The 17182-nt window shown below is 61.1% G+C and carries 14 protein-coding genes; 9 read left to right on the plus strand and 5 right to left on the minus strand.

Annotated elements, in window-relative coordinates; translation table 11 throughout:
- Positions 1–75: 75 nt before the first annotated feature.
- From bcp to IPP95_02135, 3 genes are all read left to right on the plus strand, one after another.
- On the plus strand, positions 76–552 hold the full coding sequence (gene bcp, locus IPP95_02125) for a thioredoxin-dependent thiol peroxidase (protein ID QQS73048.1): 477 nt from the start codon (positions 76–78) through the stop codon (positions 550–552).
- Positions 553–668: 116 nt separating this feature from the next.
- Positions 669–1685, plus strand: coding sequence for a recombinase RecA (recA, locus tag IPP95_02130; protein ID QQS73049.1), 1017 nt, complete (start codon positions 669–671; stop codon positions 1683–1685).
- Between the two features lie 333 nt (positions 1686–2018).
- The gene (locus IPP95_02135) at positions 2019–2960 is read left to right on the plus strand and encodes a tetratricopeptide repeat protein (protein QQS73050.1); all 942 of its coding nucleotides are present in this window, start codon (positions 2019–2021) and stop codon (positions 2958–2960) included.
- 279 nt (positions 2961–3239) lie between these two features.
- On the opposite strand, the gene IPP95_02140 is transcribed toward IPP95_02135, so the two are convergent.
- Positions 3240–5414, minus strand: coding sequence for a S9 family peptidase (locus tag IPP95_02140; GenBank protein ID QQS73051.1), 2175 nt, complete (start codon positions 5412–5414; stop codon positions 3240–3242).
- 603 nt (positions 5415–6017) lie between these two features.
- On the opposite strand from IPP95_02140, the gene pyrR reads away from it, so the two are divergent.
- The 6 genes from pyrR to IPP95_02170 all read left to right on the plus strand — a co-directional run bounded on the left by pyrR (position 6018) and on the right by IPP95_02170 (position 10831).
- Complete coding sequence (gene pyrR, locus IPP95_02145; GenBank protein QQS73052.1) at positions 6018–6563, plus strand: bifunctional pyr operon transcriptional regulator/uracil phosphoribosyltransferase PyrR; 546 nt, start codon at positions 6018–6020, stop codon at positions 6561–6563.
- Positions 6560–7513: an aspartate carbamoyltransferase catalytic subunit gene (locus tag IPP95_02150; GenBank protein ID QQS73053.1), complete on the plus strand. Its 954-nt coding sequence runs from the start codon at positions 6560–6562 to the stop codon at positions 7511–7513. The genes pyrR and IPP95_02150 overlap by 4 nt, the downstream gene beginning before the upstream one ends.
- A 183-nt stretch (positions 7514–7696) precedes the next feature.
- Positions 7697–8071 (plus strand): STAS domain-containing protein, encoded by a 375-nt coding sequence (locus IPP95_02155; protein QQS73054.1) that lies wholly within the window; start codon positions 7697–7699, stop codon positions 8069–8071.
- A 4-nt stretch (positions 8072–8075) separates the two neighbouring features.
- Positions 8076–8834, plus strand: coding sequence for a T9SS type A sorting domain-containing protein (locus tag IPP95_02160; protein QQS73055.1), 759 nt, complete (start codon positions 8076–8078; stop codon positions 8832–8834).
- 63 nt (positions 8835–8897) lie between these two features.
- Positions 8898–9824 carry a ribonuclease Z gene (locus IPP95_02165; GenBank protein ID QQS73056.1) on the plus strand — a complete coding sequence of 309 codons (927 nt, stop codon included), beginning with the start codon at positions 8898–8900 and terminating at the stop codon, positions 9822–9824.
- A 155-nt stretch (positions 9825–9979) separates the two neighbouring features.
- Entirely contained in the window at positions 9980–10831 is an 852-nt protein-coding gene (locus IPP95_02170; GenBank protein QQS73057.1) for a hypothetical protein, read from the plus strand.
- On the opposite strand, the gene IPP95_02175 is transcribed toward IPP95_02170, so the two are convergent.
- From IPP95_02175 to IPP95_02190, 4 genes are all read right to left on the minus strand, one after another.
- On the minus strand, positions 10767–13139 hold the full coding sequence (locus IPP95_02175) for a hypothetical protein (GenBank protein ID QQS73058.1): 2373 nt from the start codon (positions 13137–13139) through the stop codon (positions 10767–10769). The two genes, IPP95_02170 and IPP95_02175, sit on opposite strands and share 65 nt — an antisense overlap.
- 78 nt (positions 13140–13217) lie before the next feature.
- A complete protein-coding gene (ftcD, locus tag IPP95_02180) occupies positions 13218–14906 on the minus strand; it encodes a glutamate formimidoyltransferase (GenBank protein QQS73059.1) in 1689 nt (562 codons plus the stop codon).
- Between the two features lie 127 nt (positions 14907–15033).
- On the minus strand, positions 15034–15828 hold the full coding sequence (locus IPP95_02185) for a CPBP family intramembrane metalloprotease (GenBank protein ID QQS73060.1): 795 nt from the start codon (positions 15826–15828) through the stop codon (positions 15034–15036).
- Entirely contained in the window at positions 15791–17065 is a 1275-nt protein-coding gene (locus IPP95_02190) for an imidazolonepropionase (GenBank protein ID QQS73061.1), read from the minus strand. Before IPP95_02190 ends, IPP95_02185 begins: the two co-directional genes overlap by 38 nt.
- Positions 17066–17182 lie beyond the last annotated feature (117 nt).

The following is a 17182-nucleotide window of genomic DNA, read 5'->3' on the forward strand; positions in this document are numbered from 1 at the left end:
TTGGTCAATCATTCGCAATGTGCTTAATTGCACGTCATTCATCTGACGGATATATCGTCAATCGAGCATAGGGCCATGACCACCTTGAAAACCGGCGACATAGCACCCGCGTTCAGCGGGATCGATCAGGACGGGAAGCCGGTCACGCTCGCGGACTTCGCGGGGCGGAAGCTGGTCCTTTACTTCTACCCGAAGGATGACACACCCGGCTGTACCGCCGAAGCCTGCAGCCTGCGCGATGAACATGCGGCGCTGCGAAAGGCCGGCTACGAAGTGCTCGGCGTAAGCCCGGACAAAGCCACCAAGCACAATAAGTTCGCGGACAAGTACGACCTGCCTTTCCGCCTGCTCGCCGATCCGGACAAAGTAGCCGCGAACGCCTACGGGGTATGGGGCCGCAAGAAATTCATGGGCCGTGAATACGACGGCATCCTACGTACCACCTTCCTGATCGACGGGAACGGTGTCATAGAGCGCATCATCAACGATGTGCGCACAAAAGACCACGCGGCACAAGTGCTCGAAGAGAGTAAAGGGAAAGCTGAAATTTGAAAGCTGAAAATAGAAACACGCAACCCGCCAACTGACCAACCCGGAACAGGATAACCCGTAACCCGCAACCGGTCAACGCACAACACTTTACCACGAAACCACAACAACACGATAACATGGCAACCGAGATCAACAAGGACAAGCTGAAGGCATTGCAGCTGACGATGGACAAGATGGAGAAATCCTTCGGCAAGGGCGCGGTGATGCGGATGGGCGATGACGCCATCGAGAAGGTGGAGGTGATCCCCTCGGGCTCCATCGGACTGGACCTCGCGCTCGGCGTGGGCGGCTATCCCAAAGGCCGCGTGGTGGAGATCTACGGTCCGGAGAGCAGCGGTAAGACCACCTTGGCCATCCATGCCATCGCGGAATGCCAACGCAACGGCGGCATCGCGGCCATCATCGACGCGGAGCACGCCTTCGACCGTTCCTATGCCGAGGCCTTAGGTGTGGACACGGAGAACCTGCTGATCAGCCAACCGGACAACGGTGAGCAGGCTTTGGAGATCGCCGACAACCTGATCCGCTCCGGCGCCATCGACATCTTAGTGGTGGACAGCGTGGCAGCGCTCACCCCGCGCGCGGAGATCGAGGGCGAGATGGGCGACAGTGTCGTGGGCATGCAGGCCCGCCTGATGAGCAAGGCCCTGCGCAAGCTCACCGGCACCATCAGCAAGACGGGCTGTTGCTGCATTTTCATCAACCAGCTCCGCGAAAAGATCGGTGTGATGTTCGGCAACCCCGAGACCACCACCGGCGGCCACGCACTGAAGTTTTATGCATCCATCCGCTTGGACATCCGCCGTTCCAGCCAGATCAAGGACGGGGAGAACGTGCTGGGCAACCGCACCAAGGTGAAGGTGGTGAAGAACAAAGTGGCACCACCGTTCCGCAAGACCGAGTTCGACATCCTTTACGGCAAGGGTATCAGCAAGACCGGCGAGATCATCGACATGGGCGTGGAACTGGGCATCATCAAGAAGAGCGGCAGCTGGTTCTCCTACGATGAGACCAAGCTCGGTCAAGGACGCGATGGCGTGCGCCAGCTCCTGGACGACAACGCCGAGCTCTGCGATGAACTGGAAAAGCGCATCAAAGAGGCCATGACCCCGGCAGCCTTGCCCGTTGCCTGATCCATTCCCGGCGTACCCCGTTCCATACCTGGCGGGCGGCATCACCGGGTTTACTTTTGACCCCCGCGACCGGAGTGCAAAAAGCACCACCGGCGCGGGGATCATCTCATCATGGCCGGACCCATCAACTATTCCAACAGTCAGTGCTCGCGTGCCGCGAGTGCCATGCTTTTTACCATGGCAAGCGCTCACGTGTCGCAAGTGCATCGGTACTCGCGTGTCGCGAGTACCATGCTATGCATTTCCGTCCTTGTAATGCTTTTCGCATGCGGAGGATCGAGCACAGGCACAGCACCAGCCCCCGTAGAAGCACAGGACCCCTTCACCGCGTCCATGGATTCCATCAACGCCCGGATCGTGACAGACCCCGGCAGGGCCAACCTCTACGACCAGCGTGCGGAACTCTTCCTTTCGGTGGACAGTCTGACCGCAGCGCAACGTGACATGGAACGCGCCATCCGCTTGGACAGTAATGACGTGGACCGCCACCTGCGCCTCGGGGACCTGTACTACCGGACCACCCAAGTGGCCAAGGCACAGGCCCAATTCGAGAAAGCCGCGAAGCTGGACCCTTCCAACACCTCAGCTTTGCTGAAGCAGGCCGAGATCCAGCTGGTGCTGCGCAACTACGCCAAGAGCATGACCATGGTGAACGAGGCCTTGCGTCAGGACCAACACGCCGCGCACGGCTACTTCCTCAAGGGCTGGATCCACATGGAGACCGGCGACACGGCGCTGGCCTTGAGCAGCTTCCGCACCGCGGTGGAGCAGAACGCGGAGGATTATCCGGCCTATATCATGTTGGGGAAGATCAGCGCTGCCAAGCACGACCCGCTCGCCGAGCAGTACTATGCCACTGCTATCAGCCTGAGGCCAAGAAGCGTTGAGGCGTGGTACAACAAAGGCATGTACCACCAGGAGAACGGCCAGGACAGCTCGGCGCTGGACTGCTACCGGCAGATCATGGACATCGATCCCAACAATGCACTGGCCTGGTACAACAGCGGCTACATCCGCTTGGAGCACGAGCACGACCTCGCCGGTGCCAAGAAGGACTTCAGCAAGGCCATTGAACTGGAGCCGGGCTATGCCGACGCCTGGTACAACCGCGGCCTCGCCGAGGAACGCAGCAACGAACTGGACAGCGCTGCCGCCAACTACCAGATCGTCATCAGCATGCGGCCTAACTATGTGCTGGCCGCCGCCGCGCTGGACCGCTTGCAGAAGCAAGGGGTGCGGATAAAGATCAGGGAGAATGGGAGAGGGGGGAGATAGGCAAGCCGCACAGCCAACTTGCGGTGGCAACTTCTTTCATGGACAAAGGCCATGAAGGAAATTAGGGGCGAAGCTCGACCTTGAGCACATTTCAAAAACCCTTTATCTTACTCTGTTCGTTTTTTCGGCACCGTCCCATACCGGTACTTCGTATCCAATTTTCGCGCATCCAAGGTCCCGAGGCGGAATTTGATGAAACTCTGAGGCATGAGGCTTCAACGCACAAAGCCCCGATGCGATGAAGCATCGGGGCTTTGCTTTACGATACCAGAGAAGCGATCACTTCGCCTTGGCGGCCGCCCGATACTCCGGAGTCACCCCGATGTTGTTGAAGAAGAACGCCCACTTGTCGGCCTCCTCCTGGATGATCTTGCTGGTGGGCTTGCCCGCGCCGTGGCCGGCATTGGTGTCCACGCGGATCAACACCGGCGCGTTCCCTTCCTGGGCCACTTGTAAAGTGCTGATGAACTTGAAGCTGTGCGCCGGCACCACGCGGTCGTCATGGTCGGCGGTGAACACCAGCGTGGCCGGGTAGTTGGCCGGCTTGATGTTGTGCAGCGGTGAATAGGCGTGGAGGTATTGGAACTCCTCCTTGCTGTTGTCGGCATCGCCGAACTCCGGCACCCAGCCGAAGCCTGCGGTGAACTTCTGGTAGCGCAGCATGTCCATTACGCCGACATGCGGGAACGCCACCGCGCACAGGTCCGGGCGCTGGGTCATCACGGCCCCTACGAGCAGGCCGCCGTTGCTGCCGCCCTCGATGGCCAAGTGGTCCTTGTCCGTCCACTTCTGCGCGATCAGGTATTCCGCCGCCGCGATGAAGTCGTCGAACACGTTCTGTTTCTTCTCCTTCATGCCGGCCTTGTGCCAGGCCTCGCCGTACTCACCGCCGCCCCGCAGGTTGGCCAACGCGAACACGCCACCTTGCTCCAGCAGGATCATCCGGCTGGTGCTGAAGCTCGGCGAAAGGCTGATATTGAACCCGCCGTAGGCATAGAGCAGCGCCGGGTTCTTGCCGCTCTTCTCCACGCCCTTCTTGTGGACGATGAACATCGGGACCTTCGTGCCGTCCTTGCTGGTATAGAAGTCCTGCTCGGTCTCGTATTCGTCGGGGTTGAACTTCAGCTCAGGACGGTAGTACAGCTCGCTCTTTCCGGTGGCGTAGTCGTACTTGAAGATGCTGCCCGGGTCGGTGAAGGAGGTGAAGCTGTAAAAGGAATACGTGTCCTCGCGCTTTCCGCCGAAGCCGCCCGCGCTGCCTAAGCCGGGGAGTTTCACTTCCTGCTCGCCGCTGCCGTCCGCGGCGTAGCGATAGATGCGCGTGGTAGCGTCCTTCAGGTAGCTGGCGAACAGCTTGCCGCCACCCGTGTTCACGCCTTCCAGCAGGTCATCTTTTTGTGGGATCACGTCCTTCCAGTTCTCCTTCGCCGGGTTGGCCGGGTCAACGGCCACCAAGCGGTACTTAGGGGCGTCCACGTCGGTGGTGGCCAAAAGTTTGCCGCTTTTCGGCTCATACGCGATGATGCTGGTCTTTTGCTCGAAACCCTGTTGGAGCGGTGTCCATTGCGTGGCAGGCGTGGGGATCACGCCTTTGCGAAGGTCGAAGAAGTACTGCTCGAAACCGTCCGTGCCGGTGGCGATGTACAGTGTGGCGAATTCCTCGCCCTCGGTGGTGTTAACACCCACATAGAGATTCGGCTCGTCGTCGTTCTTCCACACCAATGCGTCCTTGGCTTGCGGGTCGCCCAGCTTGTGGTAGTACACTTTCTGGTATTGGCTGGCCGCGCTCAGCTCCGTGCCTTTCTTCGGCTCGGGGAAGCGGCTGTAGAAAAAGCCGTCCTTGTACCACGCCACGCCGCTGAACTTCGCCCAGTACAGGGTGTCCGCCATCGGCGTCATTGTCTTCAGGTCCCACAGGGTGATGTCCTGCCAGTCGCTACCGGCTTTCTGCACGCTCACCGCCATGTAGCGGTCGTCCTTGCTGGCACCCATCAGACCGATGCTCGTGGTGCCCGCAGGGTCCACCGCGTTCGGGTCGATGAAGACCTTGTCCTCCCCGTCCAGGCCGGTGCGTACGTGGATCACGCCCTGGTTCTGCAGGCCGCTGTTCTTGGTGCTGAAAAAGAGGTTGCCCACTTTCCACGGCGCACCCTCCTTCGGAAAGTTCAAGATGTCCTCATACCTCTTGGCTATCGCGTCCCGGAAGGGGATGTCCGCCAGATAGGCCTGCGTCACCGTGTTCTCGCGCTTCACCCAGTCGGCCGTCTCGGCGCTGGTGTCGTTCTCCAACCAGCGGTAGGGGTCGGCCACCTGCGTGCCGAAAAAGTCGTCCACCACGGTGGTGTCCTTGCGGGTTTCCGGGTAGGCGATCTTCTGCATGGGCTTTTTGGCGGGTTCGGAGGAAGTGCCGCAGGATGCGAGCAGCAGGACGGCGATGGGCAGTGTTTTGTGCATGGGGTGGGAAATGGAAGGGGCCAAAAGTAGTCTTCTGCTCCAGCGGCTCAACGCGGCCGGATGGGGCAACGCAAAAGGAAACGGAAGTTCAAGGGAACATGCACTAAGCGCTGAGCATCATTTGACTGAACGAAAAATATCCGACCGTGGGGCAGCGCTGATAAGAGCGTGAAGCGTCTTATCGAAAGGACCCTGGATCAAGCGCCTTTCGGACCATGATCATCTCCTATTTGACAAGCGGCGTGCAAGCGTCTTGGCTGTGGCGGCAAGCACCTGCCGGTATGTACATTAGGTGTTCGGATCTTATCGTGTGAAGTCCGAAGACTTGCGGCAGCGGTGGGCTCCCTTTCTCCGTTGCTCGAACTGGTCGCCGGACCACCCCGCGCCGTCGCCGACTCGGCCTTCGTAGCCACTTCGGCGAAGTAGGCACCGGCTATGGCTAAATACGACCGCCCTCTCCTTTTAAGGAAGGAGGGGAGACGACTCACTGATACGGATCGTTTGAAAGACGATAGGTTTTCCCTCCTTGAAGGAAGGAGGGGAGACAGTACTGTTGCCGTGGATCTTCTCGTGCTTGCATCCTCCGGTTATCTTCGCCGCGCTATGCAGGCGCTCACCATTCTGGAGTCCACCGCCTTTGACCTGACGGTGCAGCGCCTTTGCCATCAATTGATCGAGGACCGCGGGCACTTGGGCGATACGGCGTTGATCGGCCTGCAGCCCCGCGGGGTGTTCTTCGCGCGGCGCCTGCGGAACGAACTGCTCCGCATCACTGGTGAGAAGGAGATCACTTACGGAGAACTGGACATCACCTTCCACCGCGATGATTTCCGTGAACGCGCCGTTACGGCGATCCCCGGCACCACGGAGCTGGACTTCAGCTTGGACGGCCGCCGTGTAGTGCTGATCGACGATGTGCTCTACACGGGCCGTACCATCCGTGCCGGCCTGGACGCCATGCTCGCCTTCGGCCGTCCGCGCTCGGTGGAACTGATGGTCTTCATCGATCGCCGCTTCAGCCGGGAATTGCCCATCCAACCGGATTTCACGGGCCGTTCCGTGGACAGCATCGATGGGCAACACGTCACGGTGGAGTGGAAGGAGAGCGATGGCGTGGACCGTGTTTCCCTGAACCAAGTGGAGCTATGAGCGACCTGCTGAGCACCGGCCACCTCTTAGGGATCGATGACCTGACGGCAGCGGACATCGAGCTGATCTTCCGCACGGCGGACGGCTTCAAGGAGGTGCTCTCGCGGCCGATCAAGAAGGTGCCTTCGTTGCGCGACATCACCATCGCCAACCTTTTCTTCGAGAACAGCACGCGCACCCGCATCAGCTTCGAGCTGGCGGAAAAGCGCCTCAGCGCGGACGTGGTGAACTTCAGCAGCAGCAGCAGCAGCACCAAGAAAGGGGAGACCTTGATCGACACGGTGAACAACATCCTGTCCATGAAGGTGGACATGGTGGTGATGCGCCACCCGGACCCCGGCGCGGCGGTCTTCTTGAGCCGGCATGTGGGCGCGCGCATCGTGAACGCGGGTGACGGCGCGCACGAGCATCCGACGCAGGCATTGCTGGACGCCTACAGCATCCGCGAAAGACTCGGGAAGGTGAAGGGCGTGAAAGTGGCGATCGTGGGCGACATCCTGCATTCGCGCGTGGCCTTGAGCAACATCCTCTGCCTGCGGAAGCTGGGCGCGGAAGTGATGCTCTGCGGCCCCACCACCCTGATGCCGCGGTACGCCAAGGAATTAGGCGTGCAGGTGACCCACGACCTGGATGAGGCCCTGCGCTGGTGCGACGTGGCGAACATGCTGCGGATCCAGCTGGAGCGCCAGGGCAGCGACGGGGTGGCGAACTTCCCGTCCCTGCGGGAATACGCCATGATGTTCGGTTTGGACCGGAAGCGATACGACGCCATTGGCAAGGAGGTGGTGATCATGCACCCGGGGCCGATCAACCGCGGTGTGGAGATCACCAGCGAGATGGCGGACAGCGCCAGCAGCATCATTCTGGAACAGGTGGAGAACGGCGTGGCGGTACGGATGGCGGTGCTTTTCCTGCTGGCGGGCGGGCTGGACCGCGCGGGCCGTTCCTGATCCGGCCGGAAGGGATCCCCGGACGCTTTTTTGTTGTCCTCGGCCTCTTTGGTCCGGAGGAGAAGCCGCTCCTGACTTGGCAGTATGAACGTTGGGCTGTCCATTGATTATTCAGGGGTACTGCACATTTCCATTGCCATGGCTGATTATCTTTGACCGCAACGCTTGCAAAAGGCAACGCACATGAACTTCACCATAGCCAACAAGGACAAGTACACGCTGGTCTCCACCAATGTGGACAAGCTCGATACCACTTGCGCGCCGGAGCTCAAGAGCGAACTGGTCTATTTGAACAAGACCAATGTGCGCAACATCATCATCGACATGGGCAAAACGCGCTATTGCGACAGCTCCGGACTGAGCGCCCTGTTGGTGGCCAACCGGCTGTGCAAGGGTGTCAATGGTTCCTTGGTGATCTGCGCGTTGCAGGAGCCGGTGATGAAGCTGGTGCAGATCAGCCAGTTGGAAAGCGTGCTGTCCATCACCCCGACGGTGGAGGAAGCCGTGGACCTGCTGTACATGGAAGAGATCGAAAAAGACGTCAAAAAAGAAGACTGAAAACATGATGAGAACCCTACTCTTAGCCACCCTCGCAGCGGCCTCTTTGAACTCCTTCGCCCAGTGCATCCCGAACGCCCTTTACACGGACAGCGTGTACGGCGTATGGCCGGACACCACAGCGGATTTCGCCCCCGGTATGATAGGCGTGTTCTATAGCGATACGCTCAACTTGCTGGTGCCTTCGGATGCCGGACTGATCGACCCGCTCTTTTCCGGGTTCACCGTGGATTCGGTGCGCTTGGACCAGCTGTCCGGACTTCCCCCCGGGGTCACCGTAGGCTGTAACTCACAGACCGGTGCGGCCTGCACCTACCTGTCCAGCCAAGTGGGCTGCGGCCTGTTGGAAGGAACACCGACACAAGTGGGGACCTTCCCGATCAGCATCGAAGTCACCGCATACCTCGTGTTGTTCGGCAGCACCCAGGGCATCCCCCAGACCTTCGACGGCTATTCCATCACCATCGGGGACAACACCACGGGTGTGGAGAATGCGGCACCTGCGAAACTGGGCCGGGTGCAGAACGTGCCCAATCCTTTCGCGGACCGCACCGTGATCGAGTTCGGCCTCACCAAGGCCGCCACGGCGAAGATCAAGGTGTTCAACCTCGTGGGCGGGGAGCTCTGGAACAGGACCGTGCAAGCGAAAGCCGGTACCAACCGCGTGCCCTTCGAGGTGAACGACCTGGAGAGCGGCATCTACATCTACCATGTGGAAGCGGCCGGCGCCACCTACACGGGCCGAATGATGGTGAACCGTTGAGATGCGCCTGTCCCTCTTACGAAAAGCCCCCGGTGATCCGGGGGCTTTTTACTTTTCCCCGCCATGCGTTTCGCGGTGACCACGTTGGGGACCGGGGCGGCGCTGCCCGCACGCGGGCGGTATCCCTCCGCGCAATTGCTCAACGTGCGTGAACGGCTGTTCCTGATCGACTGCGGCGAGGGAACACAAGAGCGCCTGCGCATGGCCCAAGTGAACATGGGCCGTATCGCCCGGATCTTTATCAGCCACATGCATGGCGACCATTACCTAGGCCTGATGGGCCTCATCAGCAGCATGCACCTGCTGGGCCGCACCATGGCCTTGAACATACACGGGCCTCTGGAACTGCGGGAAGTGATCGAACTCCAATTACGGATCTCCAAGACCTACCTGCGCTTCCCCTTGCGTTTCCATGCGGTGGCCCATCGCAGCGGGCAGCCCGTGTACAGCGACGAGCGCGTGGAGGTGACCGAACTGGCGCTGCTGCACCGGATAGAATGCACGGGCTACTTGTTCCGTGAAACACTGCGCATGCGCCACCTGAGGAAGGAGACCGTGGAGCTGATCCCGCACTATGCACGGAAAGCGGTGAAGATGGGCGAGGACCTGCGGCTCCCCGACGGCCGCGTGATCCCCAACGCCGAACTGACGGAGCCGCCCTCGCCGCCGCGCAGCTACGCCTATTGCTCGGACACAGCCTATGCGCCTGAGCTGGTCCCAGAACTGGAAGGCGTGGACCTGCTGTACCACGAGGCCACCTTCACCGAGGACATGGCCGCACGGGCCAAGGAGACCATGCACAGCACCGCCCGCCAAGCCGCCACCATGGCCCGCGACGCCCATGTGGGGCAGTTGCTGCTGGGGCATTTCAGCTCGCGGTACAAGGACACGGGCCGGTTGCTTACCGAAGCCGTGGAGATCTTTCCGAATACGCTCCCGGCTCAGGAAGGACGCACCTATGAGGTAGGCCTTCCCGGTGTGCAAGGCTGATCGCAGGCGAGCGGGCGAACCTCCGGCAGAAGCGGGGCGTGAACAATACGGCGGCCTTGGTCCTTTATGCAGTGAAGAACGGGCTGTTCAGCCCGAACAAGTTTTTTCAACTCCTAAGAACTGGCGCGGTAAGTTGGCTGCCATAAAGCGGTGAAATGATCCTCTTGATCGGCGATATCGGTGGTACAAGTTCGCGTTGGGCGCTGCTTTCCAGCCCCGATGACGAAACCCGTACGATCGATCTTCCAGGGTTCAACCCGGTGACCGGTGACCCGGTCGCCATGCAAGCGGCATTGCGCCAATCGGGCATTGGAGGTGAAGCGGAGAACGGCCCGTTGAAGGTCATCGCCTATGGTGCCGGTTGCGGTGCGAAAGCGCGGGCGGACCTCTTGCGGACGGCCTTGGCGGAGGTGTGGCCGCATGCGCACATCCAAGTGGAAACCGATCTGCTGGGCGCGGCCCGCGGGCTGTACGGAAGCGATGCGGGTCTGGTCCTCATTCTGGGCACGGGCATGAACGTCGGTTACTACGACGGCAGTGCACTGCACATGCCCATGCCGTCGCTGGGTTACATCTTGGGCGATGAAGGAAGCGGGGCGGACATCGGCAAGCACCTGCTCCGCGACGCGCTCTACGGCGTGCTCCCGGAGCCGCTGAAGGACCGCTTGTTCCCGGACGGACTTGATCTGGCCTCGGTACTGGGGTCGACGTACCGTTCTTCAGGGCCTCAGGCTTACTTGGCCTCCTTCACGGCTTTGCTGGCGGACCACCTCGAGGAGACCTACGTCCATGACCTGGTCGCGTCCCGCTTCTTTGCGCTCACACGCTTATTGGCGCGCTGCTTTTCCGCACAGGAACTTCAACAGGTGCGGGCCAGTGGCTCCGTCGCCTTGGGCTTTCGGCAAGTGCTGACCGAGGCCTTGGGCCAACGGCGGATGCACCTTACTGCCGTGGAGCGCGACCCGCTGCCGGGCTTGGCGGCCTACCACGCGCAGGCCATTCCGTGATCTCCGGGCCACCGAGGATCAGTTTGCGCAGTTCATTGAACGCTTGGTGGTTCCCGGGTGCGTCGATCGTCGATAGCACCTGCTTCTTCTCCACGGCAGTGAGATGCCAGCTCAGGCTGATCTCATCCTCGTCCGCATGGCGCAGTTGGAGGTCCACCACGTGCAGGGGCACCGGCATCCACGCGTCGGCGGTCTTCAGGGCAAGGTCATAGTCCTGGTCCTGTCCCTTCACGAAGTTGCCGTAGATGCTGCCCACCGGGTCTATCAGGCGGCCGATGAGCGATCCACCGATCGGCTTCACGTCCAGTTCCCGTTGCTTGTCGCGCATCTGCAGGATCACGACCCCGCTCACGTTCTCCTTCAGCCATTCACGGTAGGTCCGGAGGAAGGCCATGGTGGTGCGGTAGCCATAGTTGTCCCGCACGCCGGCGTCCATCACCCGCATCCGGGGTTCGCTCGGCAGCGTGACCACCGGCGTGATATAGGGGAAGGTGGCGTTCATCCGCAAGGCGCTGGACAGATTCAGGTTCAACGGGTCCTGGCCCTTGAAAAGGCGGAGGAATTCGATGCTCTCCGGTTCGGTCGCTGCATGGACCGGGGACTTCGGCTTGATGTCGGTGAGATAGGCTGAAGGCAGCGCACTGATCACCAATCGCCGGCCATCATTGATCGACGTTGGGCTGATCACGAGCATGGGCGTCTCGGCACTTTGCTCCGCCAGTACCATGTCCTTCAGCCGGATGTTCAGCGTGCCGCCAGAGAGCGAGTCCAAACGCTGCTCGAAGGCATAGCCCCGGTCCAGTGTATACGTGCGGCTGCCGTCCTGCACTTTCCGGTAGCGGATGAACATGTCGTTGGTGACGAAGCTGAAGGTCACCGGGTTCAGGATGTCCGATGCCATCTGGTCCAGGTGCCGGGGATCGCCGGGGCGGGCCTCGCCGCCATTTTTCGCCGCGAGCACGAGCTGCCGATAGTAGGTGGCCCCGATCAATCCACCGCTGCTGCCGGTCATCAGTGTGGAACGCTTCATCAGTTGCCCGTTGAGCAGGCTGTCCGCCACCTGCAGGCAGCGGAATGTCCACAGCATGGCGCGCGATCCCCCGCCACTGGTGTTGATGATGATCAACGGGGGCTTCACGCCGGCGTGGGGCAGCCCCTGATTGTGCTTCAGCCACAGATCCAACGTGGCGCGGTAGGCATCGGCGTCCGCCCGTGCCGTAGCCGTGTCCGTGGCCAGGGCGTGGATGGCATCCCTGTCGTACCGTGCCGGGGGGGCATCATAATCAAGTCCATAGGCCTGCGTGTCATAGAAGAAGTCCTGCGTCTGCCAGCTCAACGCGTTGAGCGCGATCACCACCCCGATGAGCAACGTGACCAGCCATCCCTTGATCCAACTGGTAAAGGCGCTGAAGAGCATCAGCAGCATGGAAAAGAGCAGGAAAATGCTGGCGCCGGCCGGGATCGCGAAGAAGTTGGTGTTGCTGAAGGCGCCCAAGGCAATAAAGGTGACCACGACGACCACCTCGAAGATGCTGCCATTGATGTGGTTCTGCCAAAGCACGCCGCGCAGGAGTTCCTTGTCGTAGTGGGTGCTGCTCCGGGCAAGTTTCACGTGCAGGGGCCAGGTGATGTACGTGTCCACCCGCCACTTCCGCGCACGCTGCTCCCGCCTGAGCCAGCGGCTGGCCTTGCGTTGCTGCTGCCGCACCGGCGGGATCGGGGCCATGATGTCCTCCATCACCGGTTCGGGACGGAAGGCGTCCGCGTCCTTCGCCAGCATCTTGTGCAGGTCGATGTTGGTGCGCGTGAAATAGAGCAGGGCGATCAGCAGGAAGAGGCCGACGCCCACCAGGAAGCCCAGGAGGTTCAGGACGGTATCGCCCACGGGCACCAGTTCCTTGTAGATCTGCAGCTTGGCGGAGCACCACAGGTAGGTGAGCACGAACACCGCGGGAATGATCCCGTTGTTGATGTTGAACTTCAGGAAGGGGCGGGCCAGGGTGGCCACGAACGGGAAGCGATAGGCGTGCGCAGTGTAGGTGAACAGGTTGAACGCGGTGATGAAGCCGCCAAGCGAGAACCCCAGCAGCAGGAAGGACCAGGGGTTGGCCGTGCCGAAATACTCCGGGAATAGAAAGACGTACGGAATGCCATACTTGACGCCGACGTTCTGTGTGATGTAGCCGAAGAACACCAGCCAGCAAAGCAAGGTGAGGTGGTTCTTCTTCAGGTGCAGCAGGACGAGCTGGAACGGGAAGAAGAACAGCACACGGGCGCCGATCTGACGAAAGTGCGCCTTCGGGCTCATGACCGGTTGTATCGGATCGGCATGCAGACAAGATAAGCGGGGAAAAATGGCCGCCTACCTACCTTCATACGTGATCCGTCAAAGTTTGGCCATGGTGGCCTCCATCACCTCGGCCTCGATGGCCTCCGCCTTGGCTTTCAAGGCTTCGGCCTCGTTCATTACGGACTGCTGGAATGCGGCATCCTCAAAGCCTTTGAAGTTGGTGCGCACGTTGAGGTAGGCGGCCAAAGCACCGGTACGGGCGCACATAACGCCCACGCCCACATCGCTCACGCTGCTGGGCATGCCGATCGACACCATGGCCTGCATCACTTCCATGCTGGCCACGCAGATGCGCAAGGTCTCCAGCGGAACAAGGATGGCGCCCTTGGTGGCCTCATGCATGGCCGCCTTCCGCGCCGCCGCTTCCTCCGGTCCGTTCTTCGGCAGTTGCATCGCCTGCATGATGCCTTCGTAGGCGCGGGTGTCCTCGTCCACGAGCTTCAGGAGCTTGGTGCGGTAGGCTTCCCCCTTTTCAGCCCATTGGCTGAACTCCTCCCAACGGTCGTCCCAGCCGCGCTTGTTGGCGCTGAGGTTCGCCACCATGGCGCCCAAGGCGGCGCCCATCGCGCCGACGATGGCCGCCACGGAACCGCCACCGGGCGCAGGTGTTTCCCTTGCGGTCTCCTCGGTGAAGCGCGTGAGGCTGAGGTTCACCAAATGTGATCCGGCCTCGTTCTCCAGTTGGTATTCGATGATCTTCTTACGCGGGTCGAAGGGGGCGAGGTCGTCCAGGCCCAAGGACTTCACTGCGATGGTGATCTTCTCGCGCTCGGTGATGCCCAAGCTCCGCTGCTGCTTCCGCAGGTAGAAATCGGCGGCGTCCAGCAAAGCCTGCTTGGGGATCAGCCCCACCAGCTCACTGCCGGTGACGCGGATACCGCGCTCCGCCGCGCTCTTGCAGGCCTCGTCGAAGGCCACGTGCACTGGCGTGACGTCGACGTCGTTCAGGTTCAGCGACAGCTGTGCGATACCGTATTCCTCGATGAACCAGCCGATGCCCTTCACTGACTTCAGCTTGCCGGGCTCGACCACGGGATCACCGTTGGCGTCGGTGATGATCTTGCCGGTAAGGCTACCGCCCTCGCGCTTCACACGGCCGCTTTCCCGCAGGTCGAAAGCGATGGAGTTGGCCCGGCGGATGCTGGTGGTGTTGAGGTTGACGTTGTAGGCGATGAGTATCTTGCGCGCACCGACCGCGGTAACACCGCTGCGCTTCACCGAGGCGTTCCAAGAGGCAGGGCCGAAGTCCGGTTTCCAAGCAGGGTCGGCGAGCTTCTTCTCCAGCCCTTCATATTCCCCGGCGCGGTTGTTGGCCAGGTTACGGCGCTTTTCCTCGCGAGCGGCGGCCTCATAGGCGTAGACAGGGATACCGAGTTCTTTACCGATGCGTTCGCCGAGCTTGTGCGCATAGGGCACCAGTTCCTCCAGGGTGATCCCGCTGATGGGCACCAATGGGCAGACATCCGTGGCGCCAAAACGCGGATGCTCCCCGTGCTGCACGCTCATATCGATCAGTTCCTGCGCCTTCTTCACCAAGCGGAAGGCGGCCTCGATCACCGGCTCCGGCTCACCCACGAAAGTGATCACCGTGCGGTTGGTGGCCTTGCCGGGGTCGACGTCCAAAAGGCGCACGCCATCCACGGTCTCCACGACTGCGGCAATGGCGTCGATCTTGGCGCGGTCACGGCCTTCACTGATGTTCGGTACGCATTCAATAATGGGCATTCCAAGGATCCTTTTTAGGGGTGCAAAGCTACAGGGAGGTAGTTGTCAGTTGTCGGTTGTCAGTTGTCAGGCGGGGCCGCGACAAGCTCGCGCTATCCATTGCAGCCTAGCAACTGACAACGGACAACTACGAACTGTGCGGCAACACCATGCTCGCGCAGTTGTTCAACAGGTGCAGGAACACGCCGGTCCAGATGGAGCCGGTATTGGCACGTGCATAACCGAGGAACACGCCCAAGGGCAGCACGTAGAACATCAGGATGTACCAGTCGTATTGTTGATGCACGAAGGTGAAGATGCCAGCCACGATGGCGACGGCCACATGCTTGTCCATCAAGTGGCGCAGCGAGCCGTAAAGCAGTCCGCGCAGCAGGAACTCCTCGAAGATAGCGGGCATGATCCCGAGGCCGAGGACGAGCATGGGGTAATTGGTCACCGATGCGAGGACCTTTTCCATGAACGGGCTGTTGAGCTCGGGGAATACCAGTGAAATGGCCTCCAAGGCGGTGAACAGGAGCACGAAGAGGCCCGTCCACACTAGGAACTGCTTAAGGCCGGGCCATCCCAAGGCCAGGAAAAAGGCGGTGCGTGCCCGCTTCCAACGGTAGGTAACGAAGAGCAATAGAGCCAGGCCCACGGCACCGGAGAGCAGGCTGACAACGGAAAGCACGTCGCCGTTGGCGGCCAGTTCCATCCAGCGTTCCTGAAAGGCCGGGGTGTCCAGCAAGCCCAATGAAAAGCCGTCCTTGGCGAGGCTCGGCGTCAGGGCCATCACGCGCCAGATGAGGAAGACCATCTGCGCGAACATGAAGGTCATGAAGACCAGCGCGAAGTAGAGCAGACCCCGCGCCATCTCCAGCCCCGGGGGCCGCAACGGTGTGAGGTCAAGCTGTGGCGTCTCCTGTGCGGACGGGTCTTCCATCTATGATCACGGTATCGATGTGGTCGGTGCCGAAGGCGTACGGCAGGTAGGCGAGCGAGGGCACGGGCTTGGTGATGATGAAGCTGGCCCGTTTACCAACGGTAAGGCTGCCCAGTTCATTTTCGAGCCCCATGGCAGCTGCCGCGTTCAGGGTCGCGGCGTTGATGGCCTCCTCCGGCAGCATCCGCAGACGGATGCAGCCCAAGGCCACCACCAAGTTCATGTTACCGGTAGGCGTGGTGCCGGGGTTGAAGTCCGTGGCCAAAGCGACGGGCAGGCCTGCCTCGATCAGCTTGCGCGCCGGTGCGTAGGGAATGCCGAGAAAGAACGAGCAGGAGGGAAGGAGAGTGGGGATCACCGAGGTTCCCGTCAATGCTTCAATATCGGCATCCTCCATCACTTCCAAGTGGTCCACGCTGAGCGCATCTTTCGCTACGGCTGCCTTAATCCCACCGATGCTGGTGAACTGGTTCACATGCACCTTGCCCCGGAGGCCATGCTCCATTCCAGCGACGAGCACCCGTTCCATCTCGGCGACGGTGAAGTAGTTGGTCTCGCAGAAGCAGTCCACGTATTGCGCCAGCCCTTCTTCCGCCACGCGCGGGATGATCTCATTCACGATCAGGTCCACGTATCCGTCGCGGTCGGCCTTGTATTCCGGTGGGATGGCATGCGCCGCCAGTAGCGTTGTCCTTACCTGCAAGGGCAAGGTTTCCTTGAGGCGCTTGGCCACGCGGAGCATCTTCAGTTCGCTGTCGGTGGTGAGGCCATAGCCGCTCTTGATCTCCACGGCCACGGTGCCTTGGCGCATCATCTCCTCCACGCGTGCCTTGGCGGCGGAGTAGAGTTCTTCCTCGCTCATCGCACGCAGCTTGGCCGCGCTGTTGAGTATGCCTCCGCCTTTCGCGGCGATCTCCTGATAGCCCAGCCCGTTGATGCGGTCCACGAACTCGCCTTCGCGCGATGCGGCGAACACGGTATGTGTATGCGGGTCGCACCAGCCGGGCAGTACGTAGCGGTCCGTGGCGTCGATCACGTCCAAGCCGTTCCAGTCGGTAATGCCCGGCCAGTCCGCATCAGTGCCCATGGCGGTGATGATGCCGTTCTCCGCCATCAGCCAGCCCTGCTCCAATTGCGGCAGCTCCCGCATGGCGCTTCCGGCAATGCGATCCACACCGGCGGCATGTGTGCCCACCAGCGCCTTTGCATTCTTGATCAACAATCGTTCTCCGCCCATCGTCCGCGAAGTACGGCATGGCCAAGGGAACTTTCGGCCCAAAAAGGCGCAAAGGCCGGGCTTTGGTCTACTTGCCAACTCAAAGCCTCGCGAGTGCGACCCCGGCTCAAAGGGCCG

This window comes from Flavobacteriales bacterium (assembly GCA_016700415.1).
GTDB lineage: Bacteria > Bacteroidota > Bacteroidia > Flavobacteriales_F > PHOS-HE28 > PHOS-HE28.